At 71.0% G+C, this 13,183-nt stretch carries 13 protein-coding genes and 1 tRNA gene; 10 read left to right on the top strand and 4 right to left on the bottom strand.

Features of this window, described 5'->3' with window-relative positions; genetic code table 11:
* Positions 1–75: 75 nt before the first annotated feature.
* The 5 genes from moaC (at position 76) to ABD355_RS22060 (ending at position 3,239) form a co-directional block, all read left to right on the top strand.
* Positions 76–555, top strand: a complete 480-nt coding sequence (gene moaC / locus ABD355_RS22080) for a cyclic pyranopterin monophosphate synthase MoaC (protein ID WP_030941990.1) — start codon at positions 76–78, stop codon at positions 553–555.
* On the top strand, positions 552–1,058 hold the full coding sequence (locus tag ABD355_RS22075) for a MogA/MoaB family molybdenum cofactor biosynthesis protein (protein ID WP_344402252.1): 507 nt from the start codon (positions 552–554) through the stop codon (positions 1,056–1,058). Before moaC ends, ABD355_RS22075 begins: the two co-directional genes overlap by 4 nt.
* Positions 1,059–1,078: 20 nt before the next feature.
* Positions 1,079–1,681, top strand: coding sequence for a GNAT family N-acetyltransferase (locus ABD355_RS22070; RefSeq protein ID WP_344402251.1), 603 nt, complete (start codon positions 1,079–1,081; stop codon positions 1,679–1,681).
* A gap of 204 nt (positions 1,682–1,885) precedes the next feature.
* Positions 1,886–3,076: a divisome protein SepX/GlpR gene (gene sepX / locus ABD355_RS22065; protein WP_344402250.1), complete on the top strand. Its 1,191-nt coding sequence runs from the start codon at positions 1,886–1,888 to the stop codon at positions 3,074–3,076.
* A gap of 89 nt (positions 3,077–3,165) precedes the next feature.
* Positions 3,166–3,239 (top strand) — tRNA-Ala (locus tag ABD355_RS22060).
* A 105-nt stretch (positions 3,240–3,344) separates the two neighbouring features.
* Here ABD355_RS22060 and ABD355_RS22055 read toward each other — a convergent pair.
* Positions 3,345–3,821, bottom strand: a complete 477-nt coding sequence (locus ABD355_RS22055; protein WP_344402249.1) for a GNAT family N-acetyltransferase — start codon at positions 3,819–3,821, stop codon at positions 3,345–3,347.
* Positions 3,822–3,868: 47 nt separating this feature from the next.
* On the opposite strand from ABD355_RS22055, the gene ABD355_RS22050 reads away from it, so the two are divergent.
* Complete coding sequence (locus tag ABD355_RS22050; protein WP_344402248.1) at positions 3,869–4,693, top strand: exodeoxyribonuclease III; 825 nt, start codon at positions 3,869–3,871, stop codon at positions 4,691–4,693.
* Between the two features lie 13 nt (positions 4,694–4,706).
* Here ABD355_RS22050 and ABD355_RS22045 read toward each other — a convergent pair whose 3' ends face one another.
* The gene (locus tag ABD355_RS22045) at positions 4,707–5,342 is read right to left on the bottom strand and encodes a DUF6518 family protein (protein WP_344402247.1); all 636 of its coding nucleotides are present in this window, start codon (positions 5,340–5,342) and stop codon (positions 4,707–4,709) included.
* Positions 5,343–5,418: 76 nt separating this feature from the next.
* The gene (locus tag ABD355_RS22040) at positions 5,419–6,060 is read right to left on the bottom strand and encodes a MerR family transcriptional regulator (protein ID WP_344402246.1); all 642 of its coding nucleotides are present in this window, start codon (positions 6,058–6,060) and stop codon (positions 5,419–5,421) included.
* A 128-nt stretch (positions 6,061–6,188) separates the two neighbouring features.
* On the opposite strand from ABD355_RS22040, the gene ABD355_RS22035 reads away from it, so the two are divergent.
* From ABD355_RS22035 to ABD355_RS22020, 4 genes are all read left to right on the top strand, one after another.
* Positions 6,189–7,688, top strand: a complete 1,500-nt coding sequence (locus ABD355_RS22035; RefSeq protein WP_344402245.1) for a flavin-containing monooxygenase — start codon at positions 6,189–6,191, stop codon at positions 7,686–7,688.
* On the top strand, positions 7,685–8,602 hold the full coding sequence (locus ABD355_RS22030) for an alpha/beta fold hydrolase (RefSeq protein WP_344402244.1): 918 nt from the start codon (positions 7,685–7,687) through the stop codon (positions 8,600–8,602). The genes ABD355_RS22035 and ABD355_RS22030 overlap by 4 nt, the downstream gene beginning before the upstream one ends.
* Positions 8,599–9,483 carry an SDR family oxidoreductase gene (locus ABD355_RS22025; protein WP_344402243.1) on the top strand — a complete coding sequence of 295 codons (885 nt, stop codon included), beginning with the start codon at positions 8,599–8,601 and terminating at the stop codon, positions 9,481–9,483. The genes ABD355_RS22030 and ABD355_RS22025 overlap by 4 nt, the downstream gene beginning before the upstream one ends.
* A gap of 87 nt (positions 9,484–9,570) precedes the next feature.
* Positions 9,571–9,816: a hypothetical protein gene (locus ABD355_RS22020; protein WP_344402242.1), complete on the top strand. Its 246-nt coding sequence runs from the start codon at positions 9,571–9,573 to the stop codon at positions 9,814–9,816.
* Positions 9,817–9,927: 111 nt separating this feature from the next.
* Here ABD355_RS22020 and ABD355_RS22015 read toward each other — a convergent pair whose 3' ends face one another.
* Complete coding sequence (locus ABD355_RS22015; RefSeq protein ID WP_344402241.1) at positions 9,928–13,182, bottom strand: S41 family peptidase; 3,255 nt, start codon at positions 13,180–13,182, stop codon at positions 9,928–9,930.
* Between the last annotated feature and the right edge of the window lies 1 nt (position 13,183).

Here is a 13,183-nt window from a genome sequence, read left to right as displayed (position 1 = left end):
CCGCGATACCGTGTCGCGCACAACAGACCCACGCGCCGCACCGCGAGGGGCCCGGACGGGAGCGCCACACAGCCAATGAGTACGGACGATCGACTGACCCACATCGACGACGCGGGCGCCGCCCGCATGGTCGACGTGTCCGGCAAGGACGTGACCGCGCGCACCGCCCGCGCCAGCGGACGCGTCCTCGTCTCGCCCCGAGTGGTCGAGCTGCTGCGGGGTGAGGGGGTCCCCAAGGGCGACGCCCTCGCCACCGCGCGCATCGCGGGCATCATGGGTGCCAAGCGCACCCCGGATCTCATCCCGCTCTGTCACCCGTTGTCGGTGTCCGGTGTGAAACTGGACCTGTCGGTCGCGGACGACGCCGTCGAGATCCTGGCCACCGTCAAGACCACGGACCGCACGGGCGTCGAGATGGAGGCCCTCACCGCCGTCTCCGTCGCCGCACTCACCGTGATCGACATGGTCAAGGCGGTCGACAAGGGAGCGGTCATCACGGACGTACGGGTGGAGGAGAAGACGGGCGGCAAGTCCGGCGACTGGAGCCGGACATGACGTATCGCGCTCTGGTCGTCACCGCCTCGAACAGGGCGGCCGCCGGTGTCTACGAGGACAGGGGCGGCCCGCTGATCGCCGACGCCCTGGAGGGCTTCGGCTTCGCCGTCGACGGACCGCAGGTCGTGCCCGACGGGGACCCGGTCCAGGCCGCCCTGCGCGCCGCCGTGGACGCCGGGTACGACGTGATCGTGACCACCGGCGGCACCGGCCTTTCGCCCACCGACCGCACGCCCGAGGCGACACGCGCCGTGATCGACCACGAGGTGCCGGGCATCGCCGAGGCCATCAGGGCGTTCGGACGGGACAAGGTGCCCACTGCCGCGCTCTCCCGGGGCCTGGCCGGAGTGGCGGGAAGCACACTGATCGTCAATCTGCCGGGCTCCACCGGCGGGGTGAAGGACGGCCTCGCCGTCCTGGAACCCGTCCTGGTCCATGCCGTCGACCAGATCCGCGGCGGCGACCACCCCAGACCCGGCTCCACCAGTGGGGGTGCGAGCTGAACAGCCCATCCTGGCCCGTCGTGCTGAGGGACGGCGACATCGTCCTGAGGCCGATAAAGCTGCGCGACCAGCGGGTCTGGCGCGAGGTCAACCGGCGCAACCGGGACTGGCTGCGCCCCTGGGAGGCGACCATTCCGCCGCCCACTCCGAGCGGGCCGATCGCGCACCGGCCCACTTACCGCCAGATGGTCAGGCACCTGCGGTCCGAAGCGAACTCCGGCCGGATGCTGCCCTTCGTCATCGAGTACCAGGGGCGCCTGGTCGGGCAGTTGACGGTCGCCGGAATCACCTGGGGCTCCATGTGCTCGGGCCACATCGGCTACTGGGTGGACGAGTCGGTGGCCGGGCGCGGAGTGATGCCGACCGCCGTGGCGCTTGTGGTCGACCACTGTTTCCGCACCGTCGGACTGCACCGCATCGAGGTCTGCATTCGCCCGGAGAACGGGCCGAGCCGCAGGGTCGTGGAGAAACTCGGATTCCGAGAGGAGGGCCTCAGACCGCGTTATCTCCACATCGACGGAGCCTGGCGCGACCACCTCGTCTTCGCGCTCACCGCGGAAGAGGTCCCCGACGGGTTGCTGGCCCGCTGGCAGCGGGCACGTACTCGGGGGAATCCCGCATAACCCGGAAGCCGACCGAGAAGCGCGGGAATTGAATAAGTGTTCGAAATTGATCGAGCGGCGACCGCCTCAAGGCACTAAATTCACGCCCTCGGTGGGGTGCTGATCGCATCGGTCACAAAAAAAGTTCGAAATATCAGCCAGATCGTGCGACACACCGGCTCAATTGGCAGATGGCCTCACGCAAACCCCTCTACCGTGTGAGGCGTGAGCAGCAGCGGCCTCATCTACGCAGTCATTGTCGGGGCCTGGGCCGCCTACTTGGTGCCGATGTGGCTCCGTAGGCAGGACGAGCTGAACGAGGCCCGTCCGACGGAACGCTTCAGCACCGCCATCCGGCTGCTGTCCGGACGGGCGGGAATGGAGCGCCGGTACGCCAAGGACCTGCAGGCGCGCTCCACCGAAGAGGGGGAGTCCAGCGCCGGTCGTCCGGACGTCGTCACCGACTCGGTGGACGTCCGGGCCTTTGCCGTGCCTCCGACCCGTCCCCAGGCGCGCGCGGACGTACCGGTACAGGCACAGGCGCCGGCGCGCGCGCAACCGGCGCGAGAACAGGCGGAAGCCCCGGCACCCGCGCCCGCACCGGCCCCCGCCCCCGCGCGGAAACGGGTGCCCGCGGCCCGGCGCTCCCCCTCGGAGGAAGCCGCCCTGGCGCGCGCCCGGCGTATGAAGGCGCTCGCTCGGCGCCGGCGGACCACCGTGATGCTCTTCATCGCGTTCACGCTCGGCGCGATCGTCGCCGCGGTCGGAGGGCTCGCGTTCCTCTGGGCGCCCGGCGTGCCCGCCGTGCTGCTCAGCGCGTACATCGCATACCTGCGCTCCCAGGAGCGACGCCGGTTCGCCTACCAGATGGACCGGCGCCGCGCCGAGGACGCCGCCGAGCGGCTCCGCGAGCGCGCCCGGCAGCCGCGCCGCCGTACCACCGCGAGCGAAGCGGACGCCGACGAATCGGACGAGGGACCGGCGCAGGGCACCGACCCCGGACTGTCCGCGCTCGCCGCCGACCGGCGTGCCCTCGTCGAGCAGACCGACCACGCCGAGTGGGTGGACCAGCAGCGCGAGCGGCAGCGGCGCCCCGGGCACGGGGACAGCTGGGACCCGGTGCCGGTGCCGCTGCCGACGTATGTGACCGCGCCGGTCGCTCCGCGGGCCACCGCGGACGTCGACCTCGGGGCGCCGGACACCTGGAGCTCGGCGCGCTCGGGCTCCGTGGCCCGGGGCCAGGAGGCGCCGGCCGCCGAGACCGCGGAACCGGCCCCCGCGGAGGACAGGGCGGACGACGACGGGCGCAGTGACGCCCGCCGGGCGGCCTCCGCGCGGCGGGCCCGGGAGCGGGGGCGTACCCCGCTGTTCGACCAGTACGAGGACGGCGAGCGGCCCCGGGCCGCCAACGAGTAGCCCCCCGACCTGTGCCGCTGCCCCGGCGGCAGGCCAGGAACGGATTTCCAAGCACACGGATCGGGGTGCTAGAGTTTCACTCGTTGCAAGGGCCTGTGGCGCAGTCCGGTAGCGCACCTCGTTCGCATCGAGGGGGCCAGGGGTTCAAATCCCCTCAGGTCCACCGCAACAACTGGTCAGGGAAACCTGAGGCAGTTGATGAGATCCCGCCCGATCGGAAGATCGGGCGGGATCTTTGTTGTGCCTGACGTTCTGTCAGGCAGGCCTCTCACAGCGGCTTCGCGAAGCACCGGCTGCTCTCGTAGTGCCGGTAGTAGCCGAACTTCCCGCAGGGCTCGTACCCGCTGGACGTGTACAGGGCGATGGCCTCCGGCTGCTTCGTGCCCGTCTCCAGGACCATCCGCAGGCGACCGGCCGCGCGGGCGTCCTCCTCCAGGGCGGCCAGGATGCGCCGGGCGAGCCCGCGGCCGCGGGCCGCCTCCACCACGTACATCCGCTTGACCTCGGCGTCCCCGTCGAGGTTGCCCTCGCCGTTGGTGTCCTGGGCGCGCCAGCCTCCCGTGGCCATGGGGGCGTCGTTCTCGTCGTAAGCGATGAAGTACACGCCGTTCGGCGGCTCGAAGTCCGCCGGGTCCAGGGCTGTGGCGTCCCCGCCGTCGCCGTAGCGCACGTGGTACTCCGCCTGGACCTCGTCGTTCAGCTTGACGGCGTCCGGGTGGTCGAAGGAGACACGACGTATAATCATGTGAGGAATCGTACACCTATGCATAGAGGGGGTCCGGTCTCGATCCAGTGTGCCGGTATCGTTCCCGGGTGCTCACTGTGACCTCCGTCAATGTCAATGGACTGCGCGCCGCCGCGAAGAAGGGCTTCGTGGAATGGCTCGCCGGCACTTCTGCCGATGTGCTCTGCCTCCAGGAGGTGCGCGCCGAGCCGCAGCAGCTGCCCGAGCACGTGCGCACGCCCGACGGCTGGCATGTCGTCCATGCGCCGGCCGCCGCCAAGGGCCGCGCCGGCGTCTCCCTCTACACCCGCCGTGAGCCCGACCGCATCCAGGTCGGCTTCGGCGCCGCCGAGTTCGAGACCAGTGGCCGCTATGTCGAGGTCGACCTGCCGGGTGTCACGGTCGCCTCCCTCTACCTCCCCTCCGGCGAGGTCGGCACCGAGCGCCAGGACGAGAAGATCCGCTTCATGGGCGAGTTCCTCGCCTATCTGAAGGCCCTGCGGGAGCGCGCCGCCGCCGGTGGACGCGAAGTAGTCGTCTGCGGCGACTGGAACATCGCCCACCAGCCGGCCGACCTCAAGAACTGGCGCGGCAACCAGAAGAACTCCGGGTTCCTGCCGGAGGAGCGGGCGTGGCTCACCCAGGTCTTCGACCCCGAGGACGGCGGCTACGTCGATGTCGTGCGCGCCCTGCATCCGGAGGTGGAGGGGCCGTATACCTGGTGGTCGTACCGGGGGCGGGCTTTCGACAACGATTCGGGCTGGAGGATCGACCTCGCCGTGGCGACCCCCGGGCTGGCCGCCCGGACCGTCAAGGCGGTCGTGGAGCGGGCGGCCACGCATGCGGAGCGGTGGTCGGACCATGCTCCGGTGACGGTGACCTTCGAGATGTGAGGCCCCGCCGGTCTCACGTCGACACGTGCTGCAAGGGCAGTTCGACGACGGCGTAGGCAATCACCGACAGGGGCAGTGCCACGAGCAGTGTCAGTGCCCGCTCCTTGTGCCTGCGTGCCATCAGCAGCGGGACGAGGACGAGGAGTGCCGTGCAGGCCCAGGCCTGTGTGGCGTAGTGGAGAACCCACGCGTACTGGATGGCCTCCATGCCGAACACGCCCGCCAGCGCGGCCAGGGCGACGACTCGACGGGGCGCTGTGCGCCCGTGTCGCCACCACGCCCCCGCGGCGCCGAACAGCGGGCCGCTGACGAGCGCCATCGCCAGCCACACCAGCGGCCAGAGGGGACTGCCCATGCCGCTGCGGCCGAATTCGGCGTAGCCGTAGTAGCCGACGACCAGGCCGATCGTCGTGCACAGCCCGGCGAGCACCGGTCTGCGCAGCGCCAGGTGCCCGCCGGTCACCAGCGCGCCCGCGGCGAACGCCGGGGCGCACCACACCGCGCCGGAGTTGGCGATCTGGTTGGAGGCGCCCGGCAGCACGCCCTGGGCGAGGTTGGTGAGAAGGCCGAGACCGACTCCTGCCAGGGGAGCGGATATCCACCACCGGTCCGGCCCGAGGATCGGGCGGATGGCTGCGCTGAGCGTCATGGGCGCGACTATACACGGCGTCTATACGCAAGGCGTATAGCTGCCCGTCGCGCATCGCAGGGAGATCCGTGGGGTGCTATTCCCGCTTGCGCAGCCGCCGGTCCAGCGCCAGTGACAGTTCCGCCTCCACCACGCTCCGGGCCAGGGGGCGCAGGCGTTGCAGGTCCTCCTCGCCGGTGTGGCGCAGGACCAGTTCGGCGAACATCTCCGCCAGGTCGTCCACGTGTTCCCGGACCCGCTTGCCCGCCGCCAGGACCTCCGCGAGCGGGATGCCCTCGCTGACCAAGGCGGAGGAGACGTCCAGGAGGCGGCGGCTGATGTGGACGATCTCGTCGCCGTCGGTGCCGAGATAGCCGAGGTCGAGGGCGGCGGCGAGGTTCTCGGGGGTGACCTGGCCCTCGAAACGGGCGGCGAGTTCCTCGGGGGTGAGGCGGACCGGTTCCTCCTCGGTCGGCTCGACGCCCAGGAGGTCGGCGACGTCCCGGCCGTGGTCGAGTGCCTCCGCCAGTTCCGCGATGCCGGTGAGGGTGTGGCCGCGTTCCAGCAGCGCCGCGATCGTGTGCAGCCGGGCCAGGTGGTGGTCGTCGTACCAGGCGATACGGCCCTCGCGGCGGGGCGGCGGTATCAGTTTGCGTTCTCGGTAGAAGCGCAGGGTGCGTACGGTGATGCCGGCCAGGCGGGCCAGTTCCTCCATGCGGTACTCGCGCTTCTCGGTCACGGACGCAGCCTATGTTGTACCGGCGGTAACTTTCCTTTCCCCCGCCCCCTACCCATCGGTACGCAGCTGCTCTACGCTCCCATTGCGCCAGTGTTCACTGGCGGAGTCGCGCGAGGAAGGGCGTCGGCATGGCTGAGCGGGAGCATGTGCGGGTGGCGGTGATCGGGTCAGGGTTCGGCGGGCTCGGGGCCGCCGTGCGGCTGCGGCGCGAGGGCGTCACCGACTTCGTCGTCCTCGAACGGGCCGGCAGCGTGGGCGGCACCTGGCGCGACAACAGTTACCCGGGGTGCGCCTGCGACGTGCCCTCCCACCTCTACTCCTTCTCCTTCGCACCCCATCCCGACTGGCCGCGCACCTTCTCCGGGCAGGAGCACATCCGCGCCTATCTGGAGCACGTCACAGACGTCTTCCATCTGCGGCCCCACATCCGCTTCGACTCCGAAGTGAAGATGATGACCTGGGACGGCGAGAAGCTGCGGTGGGAGATCGAGACCAGCAGCGGGTCGCTGTCCGCGGATGTCGTCGTCTCCGCGACCGGGCCGCTGTCCGACCCGAAGGTGCCCGATGTCCCGGGGCTCGACTCCTTCCCCGGCAAGGTCTTCCACTCCGCCCGCTGGGACCACGACTACGACCTGCGCGGCAAGCGCGTCGCCATGGTGGGGACGGGCGCCTCCGCCATCCAGATCGTGCCCGCCATCCAGCCCGAGGTCGGCCGGCTCACCCTCTTCCAGCGCACCCCGCCCTGGGTCATGCCCCGCGTCGACCGGGCCATCAGCGGCGTCGAGCGGGCCCTGCACCGCGCGCTGCCCTTCACCGCGCAGGCCCGTCGCGGACTGCTGTGGGGGATCCGGGAGCTGCAGGTCCAGGCGTTCACCAAGCACCCCAACGAGCTCGGTTTCGTCGAGCAGTTGGCCAAGCGGAACATGGCGCGGGCCATCAAGGACCCGGCCCTGCGCGCCAAGCTCACCCCCGACTACCGCATCGGCTGCAAGCGGATCCTGCTGAGCAGCACCTACTACCCGGCGCTCGCCCGGCCCAACGTGGACGTCGTGGCCAGCGGTCTGAGTGAGATCCGCGGGTCGACCGTCGTGGCCGCCGACGGGAGTGAGGCCGAGGTGGACGCGATCATCTTCGGTACCGGGTTCCATGTCACCGACATGCCGATCGCCGAGCGGGTGGTCGGCGCGGAGGGCAGGACGCTCGCCGAGGCCTGGAAGGGCGGGATGGAGTCGCTCCGGGGCGCCTGTGCCGCCGGGTTCCCGAACTGGATGACCATCATCGGACCCAACACCGGCCTCGGGAACTCCTCGATGATCCTGATGATCGAGTCGCAGCTCAACTACATGGCCGACTTCCTGCGGCAGTTGGACGTTCTCGGCGGCCGCGCCGCCCTCGACGCCCGGACGAGCGCCGTCGACGCCTGGAACACGCGCGTGCAGGAGCGCATGAAGCGGACGGTGTGGAACACCGGCGGCTGCACCAGCTGGTACCTCGACCCGAGCGGCCGCAACACCACCATCTGGCCCGGTACGACGACCGAGTTCCGGCGGGCCACGCGGCAGGTGGATCTCTCCGAGTACGAACTGCTCCGGGCGCCCGCCGAGCAGAAGACGGAGGTGGACGCGTGAGCCGGCTGATGCACGTCAGGTCCGGGCCGTACGCCCCGCCCACCCCCGTCCGCGAACTCGTCGCCGTCTCCGCCGACGGCGCCCGGCTGCACGTGGAGGTGCACGGGCCCGAGAACGCGCCCCCGGTCGTCCTCGCCCACGGCTGGACCTGCTCCACCGCCTTCTGGGCCGCGCAGATACGGGACCTGGCCGCCGACCACCGCGTCATCGCCTACGACCAGCGCGGCCACGGACGCAGCCCGGCGAGCCCGGCGTGCAGTCCGGACGCCCTCGCCGACGACCTCGAAGCCGTACTGGAGGCAACTCTCGCGCCGGGCGAGAAGGCCGTGATCGCCGGGCACTCCATGGGCGGTATGACGGTGATGGCGGCGGCCACGAGAAAGAGCTTCCGGGACCATGCGGCGGCCGTACTGCTGTGCAGCACCGGCTCCTCGCGGCTGGTCGCCGAGTCGACCGTCGTACCCCTCGGGCCCGGACGGCTGCGGACCTGGCTCACCAAGCACATCCTGGGGGCGCGGGCGCCGCTCGGGCCGGTCACGCCGCTCGCGCGGCGGATCCTCAAGTACGGGACGATGGGGCCGGCTTCGGCGCCGCACATGGTGGAGGCGTGCGCACGGATCGTGCACGCGTGTCCGCGCAAGGTGCGCCACGCCTGGTCGCAGGTGCTCGCCCTGCTCGATCTCGACCACGGCGTACGGGAGTTGCGGGTGCCGACAGCCGTCGTCGTCGGGACGGCGGACCGGCTCACCCCGCCCGTGCAGGCGCGGGCGCTGGTGGCCGCGCTGCCGAACTGCGTGGGCAGCACCGAGCTGCCGGGACTCGGCCATATGACCCCCGTGGAGGCGCCGGAGCTGGTCAGCGGCCGCATCCGGGAACTTGTGACGACGTACGCAACGATCAGGGAGGGCGCATGAGCAAGGTCAGCCTCGAAGGACAGGTCGCCGTCGTCACGGGCGCCGCGCGCGGTGTCGGCGAGCTGCTCGCCCGGAAGCTGTCGGCCCGGGGCGCCAAGGTGGCGCTGGTCGGGCTGGAGCCGGATGTCCTCAAGCAGGTCTCCGAGCGGCTGCACAGCGACAGCGACCACTGGTACGCAGATGTGACGGACCATCAGGCGATGGCGCGGGTCGCGCTGGAGGTCAAGGAGCGGTTCGGGAAGGTCGACATCGTCGTGGCGAACGCCGGTGTCGCCACCGGCGGTCCCTTCGTCGACTCGGATCCCGAGGCCTGGCGGCGGGTGATCGAGGTGAACCTCATCGGGTCCGCGGTGACTGCCCGTGCCTTCCTGCCGGTTCTGATGGAGAGCCGCGGCTATCTGCTGCAGATCGCCTCCCTCGCCGCGATCACTCCGGCGCCGATGATGACCGCGTACTGCGCCTCCAAGTCCGGTGTGGAGGCGTACGCGCACAGTCTGCGGGCCGAGGTCGGGTACAAGGGCGTACGGGTCGGGGTCGGGTATCTGTCGTGGACCGACACCGACATGGTGCGGGGCGCCGACCAGGACGAGGTGATGCGGGAGCTGCGGCAGCGCCTGCCGTGGCCGTCCAACAAGACGTATCCGCTGGGGCCGGCCGTCGACCGGATCGTCGCCGGGATCGAGCGCCGGTCCAGCCATGTGTACGGGCAGTGGTGGCTGCGCGGGATGCAGGGCGTGCGGGGGTATCTGCCGGGCCTCATCGGGACGGTGGGCCAGCGGGAGATGCGGCGGTTCGGGGCACGGCTGGAGGGCATGCGCTCGGGGCTCGTCGGCGCAGGTGGGGCGGCCGACGAGGAAGCCCGCGCTACGCACCGTAGTTGATCGAAATGCGCTCCGTGGTGGGCCGTGTGAATCTGGTCGAGGCCCGGTCAAGGGCCTTCCCCCCACCCACTACGGGAGTGAACCCACATGGGTATGAGAGACAAGTTCCAGGACCAGTCGCAGCAGTGGCAGGACCAGGCCAAGCAGAAGGCACAGCAGGCCCGCGAGCAGGGTCAGCAGCGTGGCCAGGAGCGCGGCCGACCGGGCCAGGAGCAGGGTCAGCAGCGCGGCCAGCAGCAGCGTGGCAAGCCGGGTGAGCGCATGCGGGACGAGGAGACGGAGCGCTTGCAGCGCGAGGAGCAGGACCGGTTCGACCAGGACTATGACGTGTAGCACTGGCTTGACCCGTTGAGAGTGGGGTGCCCTGTGGTTTTGGGGCACCCCACTCTGCGGTGCTGTGCGCCCCGCGGCGGAGCCGCACATTCGATACAGCCTCGCGCCCCTTTAAGCCGTTGTCCTGGGCGGCAGCTTCGGACGTGAACGGTCCGGGACGTTCGAGTAATCCGGGGGTGTGGCCGGCGGGTTGGATTCCAGCAGCTGCACCGCCAGTTGGACCGCGTCGTCCAGTTGGGCGTGGCGGCCCTCCGCCCAGTCCAGGGGGGTGCGGAGGATCTCCAGGTCCGGGGTGACGCCCTTGTTCTCCACGGTCCAGCCGTAGGCGTCGAACCAGGCCGCGTTCATCGGGACCGTGATGACCGTGCCGTCGCCGAGGCGGTGGCGGCCGGTCATGCCGACCACTCCGCCCCAGGTGCGCTGGCCGATCACGGGGCCGAGCCTGAGGAGCTTGATGGCGGCCGTGATCATGTCGCCGTCGGAGGAGGTCGCCTCGTCGGCCAGGGCCACCACCGGGCCGCGGGGCGCGTTGGAGGCGTACGAGACCGGCTGGGCATCGCGGGTGAGGTCCCAGCCCAGGATCGTGCGGGACAGTTTCTCGACGACCAGTTCGCTGATGTGGCCGCCCGCGTTGCCGCGTACGTCGACGATCAGGGCGGGCCTCGACACCTCCATGCGCAGGTCCCTGTTGAACTGGGCCCAGCCCGAGCCGCCCATGTCCGGGATGTGTAGATAGCCGCAGCGGCCGCCGCTCAACTCCCGTACGACGGCGCGCCGTTTGGCCACCCAGTCCTGGTAGCGCAGGGGGCGTTCGTCGATCAGGGGGACCACGGCCACACGGCGCGAGCGGCCCGCCTCGCCCTCGGCCGCGGTGAAGGTCAGCTCGACCGTGGTGCCGCCCGCGCCCGCCAGCAGCGGGTACGGCCCCGTCAGCGGGTCCACCGGGCGGCCGTCGACGTGGGTCAGTACGGCGCCCTCCCTGATGCCCGTGCCCGCCAGCGGTGAGCGGGCCTTGGAGTCCGAGGACTCGCCCGGGAGGATCCGCTTGACCACCCAACCCTCCTGCCTGCGGACGAGGTTGGCGCCGAGCAGGCCCTGGAGGCGCTGGTAGTGGGGCGGGCCCTCGTTGCGGCGGGCGGCGGTGACGTAGGCGTGCGAGGTGCCCAGTTCGCCGAGCACTTCGCGCAGCAGGTCAGCGAACTCGTCGGGGGAGGCGACCCGTTCGACCAGCGGGCGGTACTGGTCGAGCACCGCCTCCCAGTCGATGCCGCACATCCCCGGGTCCCAGAAGTACGCGCGGATGAGACGGCCGGCCTCCTCGTACGACTGGCGCCACTCGGCGGCCGGGTCGACCTCGTGCAGGATGCGGCGCAGGTCGATCCAGACCGTCGTGTCGCCGTCGCCGGACTCGGACGACGGGACGGCTCGCAGATCGCCCTCGTCGACCACGACCAGGCGGGTGCCGTCGCCGCTGAGCGCGAACCAGTCGAGATGCTCCAGGAGTTCGGACTTCTTGGCCTTGCTGATGTTGAAGTGTTCGAGGGTCGGGCGCCCGGTGGTGTCGTCCGGGTTGGCGAACGTCTCGCCGAGCGCCCCCGAGATCGGCCAGCGCAGCCAGACCAGGCCACCGCCCGCAACCGGGTACAGCGCCGAGTACTTGGAGGCGGTGACCGGGAAGGGGGTGACCCGGTTCTCCAGCCCTTCGATCTCGACGGTGACGGCGCCGTCGCCGCCCTCGTCCTCGTCCTCCACCGGGTCGAGGCCTCCGGCGGCCGGCCGGCCCTCCGGGGTCAGGGCGAAGGGGGAGGGGGTCGCGGAGGACAGGGGGACCAGGTACGGGCGGCAGCCGAGCGGGAAGGACAGGTCGCCGGTGTGGACGTCGTACACCGGGTCGAAGCCGCGCCAGGACAGGAAGGCGAGATAGCGGCCGTCCCTGGTGAACACCGGGTTCTCGTCCTCGAAGCGCCCGTTGGTCACGTCGACGATGAAATGGTCCTTTATGCGCGCCATCTTGATCTGCCGCAGGGAGCGGCCGATCCCCGGGTGGGACCAGGTCAGCCAGGCGCCGTCCGGTGAGAAGGCGAGGTCGCGCACCGGGCCGTTGACCGAGTGGATCAGCTCGGTCACCTCCCCGTTCGAGTCCTCCGTCACATCGAGCAGCAGCAGCCGTCCGTCGTGCGAGGCGAGGGCGAGGCGCTCGCCCTGCGGGTCGGCCACGAGTTCCAGTACGCGCCCCAGCGCGCCGGAGGCCAGTCGGCGCGGCTCGCGGTCGCCGGTCGCGCGCGGCAGATAGGCGATCTCGACCGCGTCCTCGCCCTCCGCGTCCGTCACATAGGCGACCTGGCCGGTCGAGCCGAGCATCTCCGGGAGGCGGACCCGTACGCCCGGGGTGTCGGTGATCGTGCGCGCTGGTCCGTCCCGGTGGGTGAGCCAGTACAGGCTGCCGCGTACGACGACGGCGCTCGCGCGGCCCGTCTCGTCGACCGAGATGCCGTCGACGTGCTGGGCGGCCGGGACCTGGTAGGTGCGCCGGCCCGCGCGCGGACCGCTCAGCCGTACGTCCAGGCGGCGCGGCCCGGAGTCGGCGGCCAGGTCGTCGACGATCCACAGGTCACCGGCGCACTGGTACACCACCCGGTTGCCGTCGCTCGACGCATGGCGGGCGTAGAAGGCGTCGTGGTCGGTGTGGCGGCGCAGGTCGGAGCCGTCGTAGGCGCAGGAGTAGAGGTTGCCGATGCCTTCGTGGTCGGAGAGGAAGGCGATCCGGCCGCCGACGAACATCGGGGAGTGCAGATGGCCCTCCAGATCGGCGAGCAGGCGTTCGCCGTGCAGCCAGAGGCGGCCCATGGCGCCGCCGCGGTAGCGCTTCCAGGCGGCGGGTTCGTGGGGCGGCGTGCCGGTCAGGAGCAGGGTCTTGCGTTCGCCTTCGATGTCGGCGACCTGGATGTCGGAGACCGGGCCCCAGGGGAGCTTGCGGCCGGGGTCGCCGTCGGGGGAGACCTTGTAGGCCCAGGTGAAGTACGAGAAGGGTTCGCCGTGGGAGGCGACGGCGAGAATCGTTCCCCCTCTGTCCCCTTGGGCGGGTGTCCATCCGCAGACCTGGGTGTCCGCGGAACCCCAGTAGGTGAGCTGCCGGCCCGGGCCGCCGTCCACCGGGACGGTGTGGATCTCGGGGACCAGACTGCGCCAGCTCGTGTACGCGATGGTGCTCCCGTCCGGCGAGAAACGGGGGTGGCCGAGTTTCGTACGGTCGACGGTGAGGCGCCAGGCGCGGCCCGGGCCGTCCAGGGGGGAGAGCCAGAGGTCGTCCTCGGCCACGAAGCACAACAGGTCACCGCTGAGATGGGGCAGGCGCAGATAGCTCACC

Origin of the sequence: Streptomyces longisporus (assembly GCF_039532765.1) — a bacterium.
Taxonomy (GTDB): Bacteria; Actinomycetota; Actinomycetes; order Streptomycetales; family Streptomycetaceae; genus Streptomyces; species Streptomyces longisporus.
The sequence above is the reverse complement of the archived record's forward strand: the minus strand, read 5'-3'. Positions and strand labels throughout refer to the sequence as shown.